General features: G+C 65.8%; 21 protein-coding genes. 20 read left to right on the forward strand and 1 reads right to left on the reverse strand.

The genetic code is table 11. The annotated features are described in order from the left end of the window. Positions 1 to 43 precede the first annotated feature (43 nt). The 17 genes from MY55_RS18780 (at position 44) to MY55_RS18860 (ending at position 16361) form a co-directional block, all read left to right on the forward strand. On the forward strand, positions 44 to 787 hold the full coding sequence (locus MY55_RS18780; protein ID WP_047236471.1) for a polyamine aminopropyltransferase: 744 nt from the start codon (positions 44 to 46) through the stop codon (positions 785 to 787). Positions 788 to 1020: 233 nt separating this feature from the next. Beyond that, the gene (locus MY55_RS18785; protein WP_047236490.1) at positions 1021 to 2325 is read left to right on the forward strand and encodes a nucleotide sugar dehydrogenase; all 1305 of its coding nucleotides are present in this window, start codon (positions 1021 to 1023) and stop codon (positions 2323 to 2325) included. 3 nt (positions 2326 to 2328) lie between these two features. Next, positions 2329 to 2910: a YdcF family protein gene (locus MY55_RS18790; RefSeq protein ID WP_043579472.1), complete on the forward strand. Its 582-nt coding sequence runs from the start codon at positions 2329 to 2331 to the stop codon at positions 2908 to 2910. Next, entirely contained in the window at positions 2911 to 3969 is a 1059-nt protein-coding gene (locus MY55_RS18795) for a Gfo/Idh/MocA family protein (protein ID WP_043579474.1), read from the forward strand. 57 nt (positions 3970 to 4026) lie between these two features. Further along, positions 4027 to 4557, forward strand: a complete 531-nt coding sequence (locus MY55_RS18800; protein ID WP_043579476.1) for a DUF4337 domain-containing protein — start codon at positions 4027 to 4029, stop codon at positions 4555 to 4557. 16 nt (positions 4558 to 4573) lie between these two features. Next, positions 4574 to 5140, forward strand: a complete 567-nt coding sequence (locus tag MY55_RS18805; protein WP_043579477.1) for an acyltransferase — start codon at positions 4574 to 4576, stop codon at positions 5138 to 5140. 52 nt (positions 5141 to 5192) lie between these two features. Beyond that, positions 5193 to 6290 carry a DegT/DnrJ/EryC1/StrS family aminotransferase gene (locus MY55_RS18810; RefSeq protein ID WP_065202875.1) on the forward strand — a complete coding sequence of 366 codons (1098 nt, stop codon included), beginning with the start codon at positions 5193 to 5195 and terminating at the stop codon, positions 6288 to 6290. A 4-nt stretch (positions 6291 to 6294) separates the two neighbouring features. After that, complete coding sequence (locus MY55_RS18815; protein ID WP_047258473.1) at positions 6295 to 7566, forward strand: lipopolysaccharide biosynthesis protein; 1272 nt, start codon at positions 6295 to 6297, stop codon at positions 7564 to 7566. After that, complete coding sequence (locus MY55_RS18820) at positions 7563 to 8144, forward strand: acyltransferase (RefSeq protein WP_065202876.1); 582 nt, start codon at positions 7563 to 7565, stop codon at positions 8142 to 8144. The genes MY55_RS18815 and MY55_RS18820 overlap by 4 nt, the downstream gene beginning before the upstream one ends. Next, positions 8137 to 9228, forward strand: coding sequence for a glycosyltransferase family 4 protein (locus MY55_RS18825; protein ID WP_065202877.1), 1092 nt, complete (start codon positions 8137 to 8139; stop codon positions 9226 to 9228). Before MY55_RS18820 ends, MY55_RS18825 begins: the two co-directional genes overlap by 8 nt. Then, on the forward strand, positions 9225 to 10334 hold the full coding sequence (locus MY55_RS18830) for a glycosyltransferase family 4 protein (RefSeq protein ID WP_047236475.1): 1110 nt from the start codon (positions 9225 to 9227) through the stop codon (positions 10332 to 10334). The genes MY55_RS18825 and MY55_RS18830 overlap by 4 nt, the downstream gene beginning before the upstream one ends. Then, positions 10331 to 10762 carry a hypothetical protein gene (locus MY55_RS18835; protein WP_043579486.1) on the forward strand — a complete coding sequence of 144 codons (432 nt, stop codon included), beginning with the start codon at positions 10331 to 10333 and terminating at the stop codon, positions 10760 to 10762. The genes MY55_RS18830 and MY55_RS18835 overlap by 4 nt, the downstream gene beginning before the upstream one ends. A 5-nt stretch (positions 10763 to 10767) precedes the next feature. Continuing rightward, on the forward strand, positions 10768 to 11997 hold the full coding sequence (locus tag MY55_RS18840) for a glycosyltransferase family 4 protein (RefSeq protein ID WP_065202878.1): 1230 nt from the start codon (positions 10768 to 10770) through the stop codon (positions 11995 to 11997). Positions 11998 to 12185: 188 nt separating this feature from the next. After that, positions 12186 to 13349, forward strand: coding sequence for a DegT/DnrJ/EryC1/StrS family aminotransferase (locus MY55_RS18845; protein ID WP_043579490.1), 1164 nt, complete (start codon positions 12186 to 12188; stop codon positions 13347 to 13349). After that, a complete protein-coding gene (locus MY55_RS18850; protein ID WP_080509629.1) occupies positions 13346 to 14014 on the forward strand; it encodes a sugar transferase in 669 nt (222 codons plus the stop codon). Before MY55_RS18845 ends, MY55_RS18850 begins: the two co-directional genes overlap by 4 nt. Beyond that, on the forward strand, positions 14011 to 14478 hold the full coding sequence (locus MY55_RS18855; protein WP_047244243.1) for a GNAT family N-acetyltransferase: 468 nt from the start codon (positions 14011 to 14013) through the stop codon (positions 14476 to 14478). The genes MY55_RS18850 and MY55_RS18855 overlap by 4 nt, the downstream gene beginning before the upstream one ends. A 2-nt stretch (positions 14479 to 14480) precedes the next feature. Further along, positions 14481 to 16361: a polysaccharide biosynthesis protein gene (locus MY55_RS18860; RefSeq protein WP_065202879.1), complete on the forward strand. Its 1881-nt coding sequence runs from the start codon at positions 14481 to 14483 to the stop codon at positions 16359 to 16361. Positions 16362 to 16393: 32 nt separating this feature from the next. Here the strand turns inward: MY55_RS18860 and MY55_RS23855 are convergent, their stop codons facing one another. Beyond that, complete coding sequence (locus tag MY55_RS23855; protein ID WP_155419260.1) at positions 16394 to 16975, reverse strand: hypothetical protein; 582 nt, start codon at positions 16973 to 16975, stop codon at positions 16394 to 16396. A gap of 134 nt (positions 16976 to 17109) precedes the next feature. Here MY55_RS23855 and MY55_RS18870 point away from each other — a divergent pair, with 134 nt between their 5' ends. The 3 genes from MY55_RS18870 (at position 17110) to MY55_RS18880 (ending at position 20070) form a co-directional block, all read left to right on the forward strand. After that, positions 17110 to 18018: a LysR family transcriptional regulator gene (locus MY55_RS18870; RefSeq protein ID WP_065202881.1), complete on the forward strand. Its 909-nt coding sequence runs from the start codon at positions 17110 to 17112 to the stop codon at positions 18016 to 18018. 151 nt (positions 18019 to 18169) lie between these two features. Next, positions 18170 to 19573: an aspartate ammonia-lyase gene (aspA, locus tag MY55_RS18875; protein ID WP_065202882.1), complete on the forward strand. Its 1404-nt coding sequence runs from the start codon at positions 18170 to 18172 to the stop codon at positions 19571 to 19573. 137 nt (positions 19574 to 19710) lie between these two features. Then, a complete protein-coding gene (locus tag MY55_RS18880) occupies positions 19711 to 20070 on the forward strand; it encodes a hypothetical protein (protein ID WP_157889390.1) in 360 nt (119 codons plus the stop codon). Positions 20071 to 20264: the final 194 nt, after the last annotated feature.

Raw genomic sequence — 20264 nt, forward strand, 5'->3', positions numbered from 1 at the left:
GCTGCACCCGTTCCGCCGCCGCGTGAGGCCGGCGGTGGAGGCGATGCCGGAGGTGGAAATCTCGGAAGAGGGCAATATCCGCTCGCTGCACCTGGGGTCGGAAACCATCCAAAGCTCGATGGATCTGGACGATCCGCCGGAGCTGGTGCTCAGCTACAGCCGCGCGATGATGGGTTTCCTGCTGTGGAACGACGATCCCAAGCATATCCTGCAGATCGGCCTGGGCGGTGGATCGTTCGCCCGCTTCATCGACGAATACCTGCCGGACGCGGTCAGCGTGGCGGTGGATATCAATCCGCAGGTGATCGCGGTGGCGCGCGCCTTCTTCCAGTTGCCGGAGGAGGGCGATTTCTTCGAGATCGTCGAGGCCGACGGCGCCGACTATGTGAAAATTTTCCGCGGCTCCACCGACGCCATCCTGGTCGACGGTTTCGACGGCCTGCAGATCGTCGACGCGCTGACCACCGAGGACTTCTTCGAGGACTGCAAGCGGGCCTTGAGCCCCAAGGGCGTGTTCGTCACCAACTGGTGGAGCGGCGACAAGCGCTATCAGGCTTTCATCGAGCGTTTGTTGAACGTTTTCGAGGGCCGGGTGATCGAACTGCCTGCGGCCACCCATGGCAATGTCGCGGTGATCGCCTTCCGCCAGAGCCCGAGCCTGACGCAGTGGGAGGCGCTGAAAAAGCGCGCCGACGAGCTGGAATATCGCTTCGGCCTGGAGTTCGGCGAGTTCGTCAACCGCATCAAGCAGACCAACCAGCAGACCGCCGGCCACTTGCTGATCTGAGCGGCGGGCGGAGTCCGGCGCGGAATCGTCGATGCGGTTACGTTTGCTTACCCAAAAACCGCGGCGACGGAGCGTATAATGGCCAGTTGCGCGCGCTTTGGGCGCTGTTGCGGGCTTAGGCTCCGGCGGCGGCGTCGCCGGGCGGCATCGAAGCTGGCGCAGTACCGAGTTACCGGGCGGCAGACGGGCGTCTGCCGCTCAAGCTTTTACATCCTGTTGGGACATTCATCGTGATCAAGCAGCAACTGCTCAATCGTATCGCGGACAAATCCGCTGTGATCGGCATCGTGGGCCTGGGCTATGTCGGCCTGCCCCTGATGCTGCGTTTCGCCGAAGTCGGCTACAAGGTGCTGGGTTTCGACATCGACCAGAGCAAGGTCGATGCCCTGATGGCCGGCAAAAGCTATATCGAGCACATTTCCGCCGACAGCATCGCCACCGCGCTGGAGCGCGGCTTCGAGGCCACCACCGACTTCAGCCGCGTGCCGGAAGCCGATACCCTGATCCTGTGCGTGCCGACGCCGCTGAACAAGTACCGCGAGCCCGACCTCAGCTTCGTGCTGGACACCATGGACAGCCTGGTGCCCTACCTGCGCGAAGGCCAGCTGGTGTCGCTGGAATCCACCACCTACCCGGGCACCACCGACGAAGAGCTGCTGCCGCGGATGGAGTCGCGCGGCCTGAAGGTCGGCGACAACGCCTTCCTGGTGTTCTCGCCGGAGCGCGAGGATCCGGGCAACCCGAACTTCACCACCCGCACCATTCCCAAGGTGTGCGGCGGCGTGACCGAGGCCTGTCAGGAAATCGGCGTCGCGCTCTACAGCGCGGTGATCGACAAGGTGGTGCCGGTGTCGTCCACCCGCGCCGCCGAAATGACCAAGCTGCTGGAGAACATCCACCGCGCGGTCAACATCGGCCTGGTCAACGAGATGAAGATCGTCGCCGACAAGATGGGCATCGACATCCACGAAGTGATCCGCGCCGCGGCCACCAAGCCGTTCGGCTTCGTGCCCTACTACCCGGGCCCGGGCCTGGGCGGCCACTGCATCCCGATCGACCCGTTCTACCTGACCTGGAAAGCGCGCGAATACGGCGTCAACACCCGTTTCATCGAACTGGCCGGCGAAGTGAACAGCAATATGCCCGACTACGTGGTGTCCAAGGTGGCCGCCGCGCTGAACCAGCGCAAGAAGTCCATCAACGGCAGCCGCGTGCTGGTGCTGGGCATCGCCTACAAGAAGAACGTCGACGACATGCGCGAGAGCCCGTCGGTGTTCCTGATGGAAAAACTGCGCGACCTGGGCGCCGAAGTGGCGTACAGCGATCCGCACGTGCCGGTGTTCCCGAAGATGCGCGAGCACAAGTTCGACCTGAAGAGCGTGGCGCTGAATGCCGAAACCGTGGCCGGCTACGACTGCGTGCTGCTGGCCACCGACCACGACAAGTTCGACTACGCGATGCTGAAGGCCAACGCCCAGTTGCTGGTGGATAGCCGCGGCAAGTACCTGGAGCCGGCCGGGCACATCGTCAAGGCCTGATCCATGTGGCAGCGCTTTCCCCGTCTGGGCGCGTGGCTGGCGGCAGTGGGCGGCATCGCCCTGCTGGCCGCGCTGGCGCTGGCGCCGCTGATCCGCTATTCCAAGACCCTGCTGGTGGCGGAAACGCCGCAGCAGCGCGCCGACTGGATCGTGGTGCTGGGCGGGGAGAGCGGGCAAAGGGTAATCGGCGCGGCGGAACTGTTTCATCAGGGCCGCGCGCCGTTCGTGTTTGTCAGCGGCGAGGGCGATTGCAGGCTGATCGTCAAGCGGCTGGTGATGGCGGGCGTGCCGCGCTCGCGCATCGGCTACGAGTGCCTGTCGAAAAGCACTTACCAGAACGCGCAGTTCACCCGGCATTACCTGGCCGCGCAGCAACCCAGGCGCATCACGCTGGTGACCTCGTGGTTCCATTCCTGGCGCGCGCTGGAAACCTTCCGCCAGGCCTGGCCCGGCGTGGAGTGGGGCATGCACGCGGTGTACCCCGGCGACGACCTGTACCACAGCCTGGCGCTCAATGAAGCCGGCGCGGTGCTGTCCGAATATTTGAAGATACTGGTGTATTCAGTACGTTACTGGACTTTCTGAATGTTAGTGACTCCTCCGATTACCGATCGCAAGATCCGCTTCGCCCTGGTGGGCTGCGGCCGCATCGCCAACAACCACTTCGGCTCGCTGGAAAAGCACGCCGACCGCGCCGAGCTGGTAGACGTCTGCGACATCGACCCGGCCGCGCTGCGGGCCGCTGTCGAGCGCACCGGCGCCCGCGGCCACGACAACCTCACCGCGATGCTGGCGCAGACCAACGCCGACATCGTCATTCTCACCACGCCGTCCGGCCTGCACCCGCGCCAGAGCATCGAGTGCTCGGAAGCCGGCTTCCACGTGATGACCGAAAAGCCGATGGCCACCCGCTGGGAAGACGGCCTGGAAATGGTCAAGGCGGCCGACAAGGCGCAGAAGCACCTGTTCGTGGTCAAGCAGAACCGCCGCAACGACACGCTGCAGCTGCTCAAGCGCGCGATGACGGAAAAGCGCTTCGGCCGCATCTACATGGTCAACGTCAATGTGTTCTGGACCCGTCCGCAGGAGTATTACGACGCGGCCGGCTGGCGCGGCACCTGGGAATTCGACGGCGGCGCCTTCATGAACCAGGCCAGCCACTATGTCGACCTGCTGGACTGGCTGATCGGCCCGGTTGAGAGCGTGCAGGCCTACACCGCCACTTTGGCGCGCAATATCGAGGTGGAAGACACCGGCACCGTCAGCGTCAAGTGGCGCTCCGGCGCGCTGGGCAGCATGAACGTCACCATGCTGACCTACCCGAAGAACCTGGAAGGCAGCATCACCATCCTGGGCGAAAAGGGCTCGGTGCGCGTGGGCGGCATGGCCGTCAACGAAATCCAGCACTGGGAATTCGCCGAGCCGCACGCGATGGACGACGAAATCAAGAACGCCAGCTACGCGACGACCAGCGTGTATGGCTTCGGCCACCCGCTGTACTACGACAACGTGATCAAGACCATGCGCGGCGAAGCCACGCCGGAAACCGACGGCCGCGAAGGCCTGAAGTCGCTGGAGCTGCTGATCGCGATGTACCTGTCGGCGCGCGACGGCCGCCGCGTCAGCCTGCCGCTGGATTATTGATGATGGCATCCGGCCGGCCCGACTGGGCCGGCCTTGTTACGTGGATATTGGCTAGCGATGGCTGAAGAGAAAAAAGAACCCTGGCTTAACTATTTGGCGCTCACCACGGTGATACTCGCGGTGTGCGCCACGCTGTCGACCTTCAAGGGCGGCGGCTATTCCACCCGCAGCGTCATCGCCCAGGCCCAGGCATCGGACCAGTGGGCGTATTACCAGGCCAAGGGCATCAAGGGCAATCTGTACGAGATGGAGCGCGACCGGCTGCAGTTCGAGCGCGACAACCTGCCGGCGGGCGATGCGCAGCGCCGGCGCTACGATGCGGCCATCGACCAGGCGGCCAAGCGCGCGGAGCGCTACAGTGCAGAGCGCAAGGCGATTGAAAAGAGCGCCCGCCAGCTGGAAGACGAGCGCAACCAGGCGCAGCGCCAGGGCAAGCCGTTCGGCATGGCAGTGATCTTCCTGCAGGTGGCGATCCTGATTTCGTCGATCGCCGGCCTGTTCAAGCGCAAGCGCATCTGGCTGGCGGCGCTGCCGGTGGCCGGCCTCGGCCTGGTGTATTTCGCCGACGGCTTTTTCCTGTTTTTCTGATTAGAGGTTTCGCACCATGGAATACACGGTCCATAGCTCCGCCATCGTCGACGAAGGCGCGCAGATCGGCGCGGGCACCCGCGTCTGGCACTGGGTCCACATCTGCGGCGGCGCCAGGATCGGCGCCGGCTGTTCGTTCGGCCAGAACGTGTTCGTCGGCAACGACGTGCTGATCGGCGACAACGTCAAGGTGCAGAACAATGTGTCGATCTACGACGCGGTGACGCTGGAAGACGACGTGTTCTGCGGCCCGTCCATGGTGTTCACCAACGTCAACAATCCGCGCAGCCACGTCAACCGCAAGAACGAATACCGCCGCACCGTGGTGAAGAAGGGCGCGTCGATCGGCGCCAACGCCACCATAGTCTGCGGCCACACCGTCGGCGAGTACGCGTTCATCGGCGCCGGGGCGGTGGTGACGCGCGACGTGCCGGCCTACGCGCTGATGGTGGGCGCGCCGGCCAAGCGCATCGGCTGGATGTGCGGCTGCGGCGAGCGCCTGCCCAACGACATCGGCACCCATTCCTGCGCGTCTTGCGGCATCCATTACGAAGTCGGCGGCAATCACTGCACGCCGGTGTGAGTTTTGTCCGGGCGGCCCGCCTGGCCGCCCTCATCCGAATATCGAGAAGACCATGTCCATCCAGTTTATTGATCTGAAAGCGCAGTACCAGCACCTGAAGGCCGACATCGACGCGCGCATCCACGCGGTGCTGGACCACGGCCAGTACATCATGGGGCCGGAAGTGAAGGAATTGGAGGAGCAACTGGCGGCCTACACCGGCGCCAAGCACGCCATCGGCGTCTGCGACGGCACCAAGGCGCTGCTGATCGCGATGATGGCGCTGGACATCGGTCCGGGCGACGAAGTGATCACCACGCCGTTCACCTTCATCTCCACCGGCGAGATGATCGCGCTGTTGGGCGCCAAGCCGGTGTTCGTCGATATCGACCCGATCAGCTACAACCTGGACCCGAACCTGCTGGAAGCGGCGATCACGCCGGCCACCCGCGCCATCATGCCGGTCAGCCTGTACGGCCAGGCCGCCGATTTCGCCGCCATCAACGCCATCGCCGCCAAGCATGGCATCGCGGTGATCGAGGACGGCGCGCAAAGCTTCGGCGCCAGCCAGCATGGCAAGAAGTCGGGCAATCTGTCCACCATCGCCACCACCAGCTTCTTCCCGAGCAAGCCGCTGGGCTGCTACGGCGACGGCGGCGCCTGCTTCACCAACGACGACGCGCTGGCGAAGAAGATGCGCGAAATCCGCATCCACGGCCAGGACCGCCGCTACCACCACCCGTCCATCGGCATCAACGGCCGGCTGGACACCATCCAGGCCGCGGTGTTGCTGGCCAAGATGCCCAGCTTCCCCGACGAAGTGGCCGCGCGCGAGCGCATCGGCGCGCGCTACAGCCAGCTGTTGAAGGATGTGGCCCGGGTGCCGGTGGTCGGCGCGGGCAACACCCACGTCTACGCCCAATACACCATAGAAGTGGACGACCGCGACGCGGTGCAGGCGCGCTTGAAAGAGCTGGGCGTGCCCACCGCCGTGCATTACCCGATTCCGCTGCACCTGCAGCCGGCTTTCGCCCACCTGGACCAGGGCGAGGGCAGCTTCCCGCTGGCCGAGGCCGCCGGCAAGCGCGTGATGAGCCTGCCGATGCATCCGTTCCTGACGGAAGCCGCGCAGGACGCCATCGTCGCCGCGGTGAAGCAGGCGCTGGGTTGAGGGGATGCTGACGCTGGCTTCCCTGCGCATGCCTAAAAGCGGCTTCATCCGCCACATCATCACCCTGGTCACCGGCGCCGCCGTGGCCCAGGTGGTGCCGCTGCTGGCGTCGCCGCTGATCACCCGGCTGTACAACCCGCACGAGGTGGGCATCCAGACCGTGTACGTGTCGTGGATGTCGACGCTGGCGGTGCTGGCCACCGCCCGTTACGAAATGGCCATCGTGCTGCCGGCCGACGAGAAGCGCGCCAGCAACCTGATGGGCCTGTCCTTGCTGTGCGCCAGCGCGCTGGCCCTGCTGATCGGCCTGGTGGTGCTGCTGGGCGGGCATTCGCACATCGCCGCCCATCTGGGGGCGCCGGAGCTGGAGTCCTGGCTGCTGTTGCTGCCGCTGTCGGTATGGCTGGCCGGGCTGATGCAGGCCTGGACCAACTGGAACAACCGCCACCGCCGCTACCAGGCCAACGCCAACGGCCGCATGACGCAGTCGCTGGGCATGGCCGGCACCCAGGTGCTGGCCGGCTGGCTGGGCGCCGGCGCTGGCGGGTTGATCCTGGGCCAGCTGGCGGGGCAGCTGGGCTCGCTGCTGTCGCAAGCCTGGGCCGACTTCAAGTCGCGCATGCCCTGGCGCCGCGAGCTCAGCCGCCAGGGCATGCGCGAGGCCGCCGCCGCCTATATCGAGTTTCCCAAGATCAACGCGCCGCACGCGCTGAGCACCGCGATGCTGGATTCGGTCACGCTGGTGGTGCTGGCGATGCTGGCCAGCACCTCGGCCGTCGGCTTTTACGGGCTGATGATGCGGGTGCTGAAGCTGCCGGCGGCGCTGATCGGCCAGGCGGTGGCGCAGGTGGCCTACCGCGAGCTGGCCGAGGCGCGGAACCTGGGCAAGCCCTTGCGCCCCATCCTGCGCAAGATGATGCTGACGCTGTTTGGCATGGCGCTGTTTCCCTTCCTGGTGATCCAGATCTTCGGCGAGCCGCTGTTCACGCTGGTGTTCGGCCACAATTGGGCCGACGCCGGCCGCTACGCCGAGGCGATGTCGCTGTACATCCTGTTCCACTTCGTCGCCTCGCCGCTGGGCATGGTGCCGCCGGTGATCAATCGCCAGCGCTTCGCGTTTTTCCTGTCCCTGGTGCAGGCCGTGCTGTTCCTGGGATCGCTGTGGCTGGGTTTCCACATCTGGCAGGATGCCGTACCCACTTTCCAGCTGGTGTCGGTGGTGATGGCCGGCTATTTCATTGCATATTTCACCTGGCTTTATAAGGCAGCTCGATGAACTGGAATGGATTTTTCAGCCGCATCCGCTTTCGGCTGTCGGCGTGGGTGCGGCCGCGGATGGTGTACGGCTTCCAGCGCGGCGACGGCGTTTTCCTCAAGCGCACCCGCGTCTCCAACATGACGCGGATCGAACATATCGACAAGCTGATGGTCGAGGACAATGTCTATATCGGCCATTTCAACCTGATCGACTCTTCCGGCGGCCTTTACATCGGCGAGGGCTGCCAGATCACCAACTACGTGTCTTTGCTGACCCACTCCAGCCATGTCGCCATCCGGCTGTACGGCCGCGAGTATCTGGACCGCGACAACCACGCCGGCTACCTGAAAAAGCCCACCAAGCTTGGCAAGTACAGCTTTGTCGGCCCGCATTCGGTGCTGATGCCGGGCGTGACGCTGGGCAAGGGCAGCATCGTATCGGCGTACAGCTTCGTGCCGGCCGGCGAGTATCCGGATTTCGCCATCCTGGCCGGCAATCCGGCGCGGGTGGTCGGCGATACCCGCGACATGGACGCCGAATGGCTGGCGCAGCACCCGGACCTGCATCCGCTGTACGAGGCCTGGGCCGATGAGTGAAGCGATACGCCGCCTGCTGGTGGTGGGCTCGGCCTCGGTGCATACCTGGCGCTTCCTCGCCGGCATCGCGCCGCACGTGGGCGAAATCTACCTGGCCTGCAACGGCGAGCCGCCGGCGGACAAGTGCCCGGCCAATCTGAAGGGCGAGCTGCGCGTCGATTTCAGCCTGAAGGCGCTGGGAAGCGCCGGCAAGCTCAAGGCCTGGATCCAGCAGATCCAGCCGGACGTGGTTCATGTCCACCAGGCCAACAGCGTGGCCTGGCACGCGCGCCGCGCGCTGGCGGGCTCGGACGTTCCGACGCTGCTGACCGCCTGGGGCTCGGACGTGCTGCTGCTGCCGCGGCAGAACCGGCTGCTGCGCGCGATGGTGCGCGGCAACCTCCAGGCCGCCGCCGCGGTGACGTCGGATTCGCTGTACATGGCGGCGCAAATCCGCGAGCTGGCCGGCGACTGCCGCATCGCGCTGCTCAATTACGGCATAGACGCGCTGCCGCCGGAACCCGCTGTCGCCGCCAAGAAAAAGCAGGTGCTGTCCTGCCGGCTGCACAAGCCGCTGTACCGGATAGACGCCATCCTCAAGGGCTGGGCCGAAGTGGAGAGGAGCGGCCGCTGCGCCGACTGGAACCTGGTGGTCGCCGCCAGCGGCGGCGAGACCGACAATTTGAAACAACTGGCGGCGGCGCTGGGGCTCAAGCGGGTCGAGTTCGCCGGTTTCGTCGACAGCGCCACTCTGGGCAAGCTGTACGCCGATTCCCGCGTGTTCGTCAGCGTGCCGCGCTCCGACGCCACCAGCATCAGCCTGCTGGAGGCGATGGGCCATGGCTGCCTGCCGCTGCTGTCCAATCTGCCGGCCAACGGCGAATGGGTGATAGACGGCCTCAACGGCGCCATCGCCGAGGACGTGAGCCGGCTGGGGCCGGAACTGCTGCGAGCGATGGCGCAAGCCGAAGACGACGCCGCCCTGCAAAGCCTGGCGGCGACCAATCGCGGCCTGGTGGCGGCCAAGGCGCTGCACCAGGCCAATATGGCCGGTTTCGCCGATCTGTACCGCGAGCTGGCCGCCGACAAGGGTAGAAAAATATGAAGATAGCCCATCTGACCTCCGCCCATCCGCGCCACGACATCCGCATCTTCGTCAAGGAGTGCAGCTCGTTGGCGGCGGCCGGCCATGAGGTGACCTTGATCGTCGCCGACGGCCAGGGCGAGGAAATCCGGGGCGGCGTGCGCATCCACGACGTCGGCCCCAAGACCGGCGGACGCCTGTCGCGAATGACCGGCACCGTCAAGCGCGTCTACCAGGCCGCGTTGAAGCTGCGTCCGGACGTGGTGCATTTCCACGATCCGGAGCTGATTCCGGCCGGCGTGCGCCTGAAGCAGGCCGGCATCAAGGTGGTGTACGACGTGCACGAGGATGTGCCGCGCCAGATTCTGGCCAAGCACTGGATACCCGGCGCGGTGCGCCCGCTGGTGTCCGGCGGCTTCGAGACGCTGGAGGACTGGGCGGCGCGCCGCTTCGACGCCATCGTCACCTCCACCCCGCACATCCGCAAACGCTTCGAGAAGCTGGGGGCCAATGCGCTGGACGTGTGCAACTTCCCGATACTGGAAGAGCTGGTGCGCGACACGCCGTGGGAAAGCCGCCGCAACGAGGTGTGCTATATCGGCGGCATCAGCCGCATCCGCGGCATCGAACCCATCGTCGCCGCTTTGCCGGGCACCGCCACCCGGCTGAACCTGGCCGGGCCGTGGAGCGAGAGCGATCTGCGCGCCAAGGTGCAGGCCGAGCCCGGCTGGGCGCGGGTCAACGACCTGGGCGTGCTGGACCGCAAGGGCGTGGCCGAGGTGCTGGCGAAAAGCAAGATCGGCCTGGTGACCTTGTTCCCCACGCCCAACTACGTCGACGCGCTGCCGATCAAGCTGTTTGAATACATGGCCGCCGGCATGCCGGTGATCGCCAGCGACTTCCCGGTGTGGCGCGAGATCGTCGACGACGCCGGCTGCGGCGTGCTGGTGGACCCGCAGGACGCCGCAGCCATTTCCGCCGCCATCAACGAACTGCTGGGCGACGAGGCGCGGATGCGCGCGCTCGGCGAAGCCGGCAAGCAGGCAGTGCTGGGCAAATACAGCTGGGCGGCCGAGGCGGAAAAGCTGGTCGGCCTGTACCGCCAGCTGGAAGGCCGCGCGCAATGACGTGGCGTACCGCCGCGCTGAGCTTGCTGTTGGCGCTGCCGTTGGGCGCGCTGATGGCGGCGATCAACTGGCAATTCAAGGGCACGCCCTTTTCCGCGCAGACGGTATGGCTGCACAGCCTGGTGGCCTTGCTGGCGGCGGCGCCGCTGTTGGCGCAGAGCGTCTGGCTGCGAAGCATGCTGGCCAGCGGTCGCTGGCCGCAAGTGGCGGCGGGCGGGCAAATGCGCTTTTTGCTGCTGCATGGGGCGATAGGCCGGGGCGGACCGATGCTGGCTTTCGTGCTGGGTATGGAGTGGCTGGGCAGCGGGCGTTTGCCGTTGTTGAACGGCTCGCTGTTCACCCTGGCGTTCTGGATGGCCTTCGGCGCCTATTTCGCCAGCCGCGACTGGCGGCGGCTGCAACGCGCCGCAATGGAAAACAAGCAATAGAAACTATGCGCATTCTCTACATCAATCACTACGCCGGCAGTCCGCGCCACGGCATGGAATTCCGTCCCTATTACCTGGCGCGCGAATGGGTGCAGGCCGGGCACGAAGTCAACATGCTGGCGGCCGACGTGTCGCACCTGCGGCAGACTCATCCGCAAGTGGACGGCAAGTACCGCGACGAGGACATCGACGGCATCCGCTACACCTGGTGCAAGACCCGCCCCTACGCAGGCAACGGCTTGGGCCGGGTGTTGAACATCTTCAGCTTCCTCGCCAAGGTGATGGGCCTGTCCGGCCGCTATTTGAAACAGTGGAAGCCGGACGTGGTGATCGCCTCGTCTACCTATCCGCTGGACACCATCCCGGCGGCCTGGATCGCCGGCAAGACCGGCGCGCGGCTGGTGTACGAGGTGCACGACCTGTGGCCGCTGACGCCGGTGGAAGTGGGCGGCATGTCGCCGAAACACCCGTTCATCCGCCTGCTGCAGTGGGCGGAGGACTTCGGTTACAGAAAAGCGGACACCGTGGTGTCGATGCTGCCCTGCGCCAGGGACTACATGATGGCGCATGGCATGGTGCCGGAAAAATACGCGGTGATCCCCAACGGCGTGGATGTGGGCGAATGGCAGGGCGAGGCGCAGCCTTTGTCCGCCGAGCACCGGATGCGGCTGGCGGAGCTGAAGTCCCACGGCCGCTTCATCGTCGGCTACGCCGGCGGCCACGGCCTGGCCAACGCGCTGGATTACCTGCTGGAAGCGGCGGCCTTGATGCAGGACGCGCCGGTGACTTTCGTGTTGGTTGGCGACGGCCCGGACAAGGCAGCGCTGGTGGCGCGCGCCGCCGAGCTGAAATTGAACAATGTGATGTTCCTGCCCGCCATCGCCAAGCGCAGCGTGCCGGCCTTCCTGGCAGAATGCGACGCGCTGTACATAGGCTGGCGCAAGCTGCCGATCTACCGTTTCGGCATCAACCCGAACAAGCTGTTCGACTACATGATGGCCGGCAAGCCGGTGATCCACTCGGTGGAGGCCGGCAACGACATGGTGAAGGATGCCGGCGCGGGCTTGAGCATAGGCGTGGAAGACCCAGCCGTCATCGCCGACGCGGTCAAACGCATGGCGGTGCTGCCCTTGGCCGAGCGCGAAGCGATGGGCGCGGCCGGCAAGGCCTATGTGCTGGCCAACCACGATTACGCGGTGCTGGCGCGACGCTTTCTGGCGGCGGTGAAGCTGTGATTTTGGCGTAGGGCGGAAGCCCGCATAGCGGGCGTTCCGCCTCTGCCGTTGCAAGAGATAAATGGAATGGCGGAACGCCCCTTTGGGGCTTCCGCCCTACGCAAGATTTTGCAGGCCGCGCGCGAGGCGCGCGGCGATGGACATGGACGGCGGCCATGCTAGGCCGCGCTAAGACGAAAGACTGAGAAATGAGCGAACAGAAATTTTTGCCGTTTGCCTTGCCGGACATCGGCGAGGAAGAGATCAACGAAGTGGTCGACGCGCTGCGTTCCGGTTGGGTCACCACCGGCCCCAAGACCAAGCAGTTCGAGGCTGACTTCGCGCAATTCCTCGGCGACGGCGTCGAGGCGATCGCGGTGAACTCCGCCACCGCCGGCCTGCATCTGGCGCTGGAGGCCATCGGCATCCGCGAGGGCGACGAAGTGATCGTGCCGTCCTATACCTTCACCGCCACCGCCGAAGTGGTGCGCTATCTGGGCGCGCACCCGGTGTGCGTGGACGTGGACGCGGCCACCTTCAACATCCGCCCGGACGCCATCCGCGCGGCGATCACCGGCAAGACCAAAGCCATTATCCCGGTTCACTTCGCCGGCCTCGCTTGCGAGATGGACGAAATCATCGCCATCGCCCGCGAGCATGGCCTGAAGATCGTCGAGGACGCCGCCCACGCGATGCCCACCTACTACAAGGGCAAGCTGGTGGGCACGCTGGATTCCGACGTGACCGTGTTCAGCTTCTACGCCAACAAGACCATGACCACCGGCGAAGGCGGCATGGTGGTGTCGAAGAACAAGGACATCATCGCCCGCTGCAAGGTGATGCGCCTGCACGGCATCAGCCGCGACGCCTTCGACCGCTATGTGTCCAAGACGCCGGCCTGGTTCTATGAGGTGGTGGCTCCAGGCTACAAGTACAATATGCCGGACACCGCCGCGGCGATGGGCATTCACCAGCTGAAGAAAATCCGCGGCTTTTACGACAAGCGCGAAGTCATGGCCCAGCGCTTCGACCGCGAGCTGGCCGGCCTGCCGCTGATCCTGCCGGCGCGCGCCAAGGACGAGGGCAGCAACCACGCCTGGCACTTGTACCCGGTGCGGATCAAACCGGAAGCCGGCGTCAGCCGCGACGACTTCATCGCCAAGATGGCGGAGAAGGGCATCGGCTGCTCGGTGCACTTCATCCCGCTGCACCGCCAGCCGGTATGGCGCGACGGCTACCAGCTGACGCGCGAGCAATTCCCGGTGGCTGACGCCGCGTTCGAGGCCGAGGTGACGCTGCCGCTGTACACCAAGATGACCGACGACGACCAGACCCGCGTCATCGCCGCGGTGCGCGAGATCCTGGGCGCATGAGCGATCGGTTGGAAAAAGAGGGCGGCGAGTTGTTGCCGCCTTGCTGCCAGCCGCGCCGCCATGGCTCGCGTTTGCTGAAGCGGCTGTTCGACATCGCCGCTGCCGGCGCGGGTCTCGCCGTGCTGGCGCTGCCGCTTATGGCGGTGGCGCTGTGGGTGAAGCTGGATTCGCCGGGGCCGGTGTTTTTCCGCCAGGTGCGGGTGGGGCGCGGCGGCGCGCTGTTCCGCATCCACAAATTCCGCACCATGCAGGTGGATACCGAACGCCATGGCCAATTGACGGTGGGCGCCGACAGCCGCGTCACCGGCGCCGGCCGAGTGCTGCGCAAGACCAAGCTGGACGAGCTGCCGCAGCTGCTGGACGTGCTGTTCGGCGACATGAGCCTGGTCGGCCCGCGGCCGGAGGTGCCCAAATACGTCGCGCACTATCCGGCCGAGGTGAAGGACATCGTGCTGTCGGTGCGCCCAGGCATCACCGACTGGGCGTCGATAAAGATGATCGATGAAAACGAGATACTGGGCCGCGCCGCCGATCCGGAGCGCGCCTATATCGACGAGGTGCTGCCGGAGAAGCTGGGCTATTACGTCCGCTACGCCGAAACCCATAGCCTGCTCGAAGACATCCGCATCATTGTCGCCACCCTGATGAAGATCGTCAGCCGATGACCATCACGATCCGCGCCGCCATGCCCGCCGACGCCGATGCATTGGCCGGCATCTACCTGGATTGCCGCCGCGCGATGCCCTATGCGCCGTTGGCGCATGGCGAGGCCGCCGTGCGGACCTGGTTCGCCGAGGCCTTGCTGCCGGCGGGCGATGTCTGGCTGGCGGAGCGGGGCGGCGAGATCGCCGGCTTCGCCGCCTGTTCGGCGCAAGATGGCCTCAGGTGGCTGGATCAGCTGTATGTCGCCGCGCGGCATCAAGGCGCGGGCATAGGCGCGGCTTTGTTGCAGCGGGTTGTGGTGGAGCGGGCGCAGGCTTGCCGCCTGCATGTGTTCCAGGCCAATGCCGGCGCGCGGCGCTTTTACGAGGCGCATGGCTTCGCATTGCTGAGCCTGGGCGATGGACTGGATAACGAGGAACGCTGTCCGGACGCGCTGTATCAATGGCGGCCGGATAGGAAAGAATGACCATGTTTGAAAAACTGCTAGCCTTCTCCCGACACAACAAGATGGCGATGCTGGCGCTGATGGACGCGCTGCTGCTGCCGCTGGCGTTGTGGAGCGCGGTATTCCTGCGCCTGGGCGGTTATTGGGACCCCAAGCTCAATCCGCACCTGTGGATCTTCATCGTGCCGCCCTTGTGGGCGATTCCCATCTTCATCAAGCTGGGCCTGTACCGCGCGGTGCTGAAATACCTGGACGACAAGATCATCTTCACCGTGTTTAGCGGCGTGACGCTGTCGGTGCTGGTATTGCAGGCGGTGATCCAGATGGCCCACGTCTGGGCGATGCCGCGCGCGTCGGTGATCATCTTCTGGGTGTTCGCGATGGCCTATATTGGCGGCAGCCGCTTCCTGCTGCGCGGTCTGGTCAGGCGCATCGACGCCACCGAGGCGCCGCGCGATCCGGTGATCATCTACGGCGCCGGCCAGGCCGGCGTGCAGCTGATGCTGGCCTTGCAGGCCGGCCGCGAGTACCGGCCGATGGCCTTCGTCGACGACAACCCCGAGCTGCGCCGCCGCACCTATCGCGGCGTGGCGGTGCATGCGCCGGACGAGCTGCCGGCGCTGGTCAAGGATACCCAGGCCAAGTGCATCCTGCTGGCCATGCCTTCGGTCGGCCGCGGCCGCCAGCGCGAAATCCTGGAGTCGCTGGAGCGGCTGCGGGTGCCGATCAAGCGCCTGCCCGGCATGGCCGACCTGGTGTCCGGCGAAGCGCGGGTGGAGGAATTGAAGGAGGTGGAGATCGAGGATCTGCTGGGCCGCGATCCGGTGCCGCCGAAGGCCGAACTGTTGGCGCGCAACATCCGCGACAAGGTAGTGCTGGTCACCGGCGCCGGCGGCTCCATCGGCTCCGAACTGGCGCGCCAGATCGTCAAGAACCGCCCGGCGCGCATCGTATTGTTCGAGTTGTCGGAATTCGCGCTGTACAGCATAGACCAGGAACTGGCGCAGATCGCGCCGCGCATCCCGCGCACGCCGATATTGGGCTCTGTCACCGACTATGCGCGGCTGACCCAGGTGATGCGCGCCTTCCAGGTGGAGACGGTGTACCACGCCGCCGCCTACAAGCACGTGCCGATGGTGGAGCACAATCCGGTGGCCGGCATCGTCAACAACGCCTTCGGCACCGACACCACCGCCCGCGCGGCGGAGGACTGCGGCGTCGACACCTTCGTGCTGATTTCCACCGATAAAGCCGTGCGCCCCACCAATGTGATGGGCGCCACCAAGCGGCTGGCCGAGCTGACCCTGCAGACCCGCCACGCCCGCGGCAGCCGCACCCGCTTCGTGATGGTGCGCTTCGGCAATGTGCTGGGCAGCTCGGGATCGGTCGTTCCGCTGTTCCGCCGCCAGATCAAGGCCGGCGGCCCGATCACGCTGACCCATGCCGACATCACCCGCTACTTCATGACCATCCCGGAAGCGGCGCAGCTGGTGATCCAGGCTGGCGCGATGGGCGACGGCGGCGACGTGTTCGTGCTGGACATGGGCGAGCCGGTGAAGATCATCGATCTGGCGCGGCGCATGGTGCACCTGTCCGGCCTGGAGGTGAAGGATGCGGATCATCCGGGCGGCGATATCGAAATCCGCGTCACCGGCCTCAGGCCCGGCGAGAAGCTGTACGAGGAGCTGTTGATCGGCGACAACGTGCTGGCCACCGACCACGCCCGCATCCTGCGCGCGCAGGAGTACCACCTGTCCGACGCCGAAATGGCATCGTTGCTGCAGCGGCTGGCCGACGCCTGCCAGCGGCTGGACGCGCCGGCCGCCTTCGCCCTGATGCAGGAGGCGGTGCATGAGTTCCAGGCCGCGGAGGCGACGCAGGACTGGGTGACGCTGCAGGGCTGATCGTACCCTATCCCTAAATCAACGGCTGCAAGCTACCACTTGCAGCCGTTGTCTTTATCGAAGGCGTCTTTCAGCAGCATGGGGGCGGCGAGCAAGCCCAGGTTGGCATAGGCCTTGGCGCAGTCGGCGCGCTCGGCGCGATTGATATTGCGCGCCAGCCGGGCCTTTTCCGGATCCTCGCGCAGAGGTTTGGCGTTGGCGTTTTCCGGTTCCAGCTGCCGCATCTGCTGGCGCAGCCCCTCAATGGTTAGGCGTGGCTCCGCGCGTGCGGCGCTGGCCGTGGCTTTCCCCTGCCGCGCCGGTCGGGCGGTCGTTTCAACGGCTGTCGCGGCGCGAGCGGCATGCGCCGGGCGTGGCGATCGCGCGGCGGGCGCCGGCTTCGCCGAAGCGGCCCGTGATGGCGGGTCAGGCGGGGGCAGGGTGATGGGCACCATACTCACCCGCAGCGGCTGCGGCGCGGCAGCCGGCTGCTGTTGCGCGGCTTTCAAGGCGAACAGCGCCAGCGCATGCAACAGCAGGCTTGCGGCGATGGCCAGCGGCCGTCGTGGCAGCGGCGAAGGGCGGGGAACGGTAAGCGCGCTCATATCTGTAAAATAAATGCGGACCTTTGCCATGTTGATGGCATTGTTGTTTGCGTTTGGTGCATGGCTTGTGACATTGCGGCGGCGGGACTCATGGTAGAGTGCGCGCGCGCCGCAAAGTGCCCCGGCGGTGTACCATCTGGCATCCGCAATCTGGACCTTGAGCGATGGAAACCCGCTGGCTGGAAGACTTTCTGGTGCTGGCCGATACCGGCAGCTTCACCCGCTCCGCCGAGCTGCGCCACCTGACGCAGCCGGCTTTCTCCCGGCGCATCCGCGCGCTCGAGAGCTGGCTGGGCGCGGACCTGATAGACCGCACCACTTATCCGACCAAGCTGACCGCGGCCGGCAAGCTGCTGCAGCAGCAAGCGGTGCCGCTGTTGGCTCAGCTCAACACCACCCGCACCATGCTGCGCGGCCTGCAGCCCTTGCCGCAGGGCACGCTGGAGTTCGCGGTGCCGCACACGCTGTCGTTCTCGTATTTTCCCAAGTGGCTGACCGCGGTGGAGGACGGTTTCGGCCAGTTGTCCTGCCGACTGCAGGCCAGCAATGTGCACGACGCGGTGCTGGCCTTCGTCGAAGGCGGCAGCGATTTCCTGATGTGCTACCACCATCCCAAGCAGCCGGTAGAGTTGCATGACGCGCGCTACGGCGGCTTGCGGCTGGGCGTCGAGCGCCTGCGGCCGTACGCCATCGCCGCGGACGGCGCGCCCGTGTATGCCCTGCCGGGGCGGCAGGAGGCGCCGCTGCCGTTTTTGGGTTACGCCAGCAACGCCTATTTCCGCTTGATGAGCGATTTGCTGCTGGTCAGCGGGCCGCAGCCGGCGCACCTGTCGCTGCGCTACGAAACCGATATGGCCGAAGGGCTGAAGCAGATGGCCTTGGCCGGCCACGGCCTGGCTTTCCTGCCGGAAAGCTCGGTGGCGGCGGAGTGCCAGGCCGGCTTGCTGCTGCCGGCCGGCGGCGACGAGTGGAGCGTGGAAATGGAGATCCAGCTGTATTGCGATCTGCGCCACGCCAAGCCGGAACAAGAGGCTTTGTGGGCGTATCTGGCGGCGCGCCACCCGGCGGTGTGAGGCGGTAAGCCCGCGCGGGCCAGGCTGCCGCAAGGTTATGCAATTCCTGCATAACCCCATCCCGATTCGGAATTGGCCAAGCCGGCGGGGCAGGCATACAGTGCGGGGCATTGCAGGCCGCGCATGACGGCCGCCCTGAGGAGACCCGCAGATGACCACCCGCATCGAACACGATTTGCTTGGTAACCGCGACGTGCCGGCCACCGCCTATTGGGGCGTGCACACCTTGCGCGCCATCGAGAATTTCCCGATCACCGGCCAGACCATAGGCAGCTATGGCGATCTGATCCGCGCGCTGGCCTGCATCAAGCAAGCCGCCGCCCAGGCCAACCGCGACCTCGGCATTCTCGACTCCAAGCTGGCCCAGGCCATCGTCGACGCCTGCGAGGAAATCCGCGCCGGCAAGCTGCATGAAGAGTTCGTCGTCGACGTGATCCAGGGCGGCGCGGGCACCTCCACCAATATGAACGCCAACGAGGTGATCGCCAACCGCGCGCTGGAGCTGCTGGGCCACGCCAAGGGCGAGTACCAATACCTGCACCCGAACGAGCACGTCAACCTGTGCCAAAGCACCAACGACGTCTACCCGACCGCGCTGCGCCTGGCCGCCTTTTGGGGCGTGCTGAAGCTGGTGTCGCGGATGGAAGTGCTGCGCAAGGCTTTCGAGGACAAGGCCGGGGAGTTCAAGGACATCCTGAAGATGGGCCGCACCCAGCTGCAGGACGCGGTGCCGATGACCCTGGGCCAGGAATTCCAGACCTACGCCGTGATGCTGGGCGAAGATGAACAACGCCTGAAGGAAGCCAGCGCGCTGATGCTGGAGATCAACCTCGGCGCCACCGCCATCGGCACCGGCATCACCGCCCATCCGGATTACGCCAAGCTGGTTTGCCTGCACTTGTCCGAGCTGGTGGGCAGCCAGCTGATCACCGCGCCGAATCTGATCGAAGCCACCCAGGACTGCGGCGCCTTCGTGCAGCTGTCCGGCGTGCTCAAGCGCGTGGCGGTCAAGCTGTCCAAGACCTGCAACGACCTGCGTCTGCTGTCGTCCGGCCCGCGCGCCGGCTTCGGCGAGATCAATCTGCCGGCGCGCCAGGCCGGTTCGTCCATCATGCCGGGCAAGGTCAATCCGGTGATTCCGGAAGTGGTGAGCCAGGTGGCGTATGAAGTCATCGGCAACGACATGACCATCACCATGGCCGCCGAAGCCGGCCAGCTGCAGCTGAACGCCTTCGAGCCGGTGATCGCCTACAGCCTGTTCCGCAGCGCCGGCCACCTGGCCAACGCCTGCGACACCCTGACCGAGCATTGCGTGAAAGGCATCACCGCCAACCGCGAGCGCCTGCGCCAGAGCGTGGAAAGCTCGATCGGCCTGGTGACCGCGCTGAACCCGGTGATCGGCTACGAAGCCGCCACCCGCGTGGCCGCCGAAGCGCACGCCAACGGCAGCAGCGTGGCCGAGGTGGTGCTGGCCCATGGCCTGCTGACCCGCGAGCAGTTGGACGACATCCTGCAGCCCGACATGTTGACCCGGCCGCGCTGGGTGACGCTGTAAACCGTTTCTCCTTTGTTTGACTCGTGATTCCCGGCGCCTGGTGCGCCGGTTTTTTTTGCGCGCTCACATGCGGCTGGCGATGGCGTCCAACAGCGGGTATAACTTTATTGTGCACTGCACAAAACAAGGAGCGCATGATGAGTCCGATGCTGTGGTGGAGTTGCGAATTCCCGGCCTGCGCCTGGTCCTGCCTGCAGGACGGCTGGCGCTGCCAGCAGCGCTATTGGCGCTCCAGCCTGTTTCACGGCGCTCGCGTTTGGCTGAGTCCGGCGCCCTTGCCGGACAAGCTGGCGCGTTTGGCGCGGCGCGGCTGCGCCGACGGCATCGCGTTATGGCACGACAGCAGCCCGGCTGGTTTCGCATGGCTGGAGCAGGCCGGCGCGCATGCGCTGCCATACGAAGGAGCGCGCCGCCAATGGCAGGACTGCCTGCGGCACAGCCAGCGGGTCTGGCAGCGCGGCTTGCTGTTGCTGGGGCGGGAATGGTCGAGGATATAACGGCAGGCCGCGCGCCTTGTTCCCGGAAGCCAGGCAGACCGAAAATGGCACGGACATGCCAAAGAGGTAAAAATTAGCGTGCGCGCATTGCGAGCAATGTTATATGATATTTGGATAATTTCTGAGAGGGAAAGTCTGTCGAAGACCACTCAGTCCGCCTGCGCGCCGATCCGGCGCGCGGGCGTTTGTTCACT

Source organism: Chromobacterium subtsugae (assembly GCF_001676875.1).
GTDB classification, from domain to species: Bacteria; Pseudomonadota; Gammaproteobacteria; order Burkholderiales; family Chromobacteriaceae; genus Chromobacterium; species Chromobacterium subtsugae.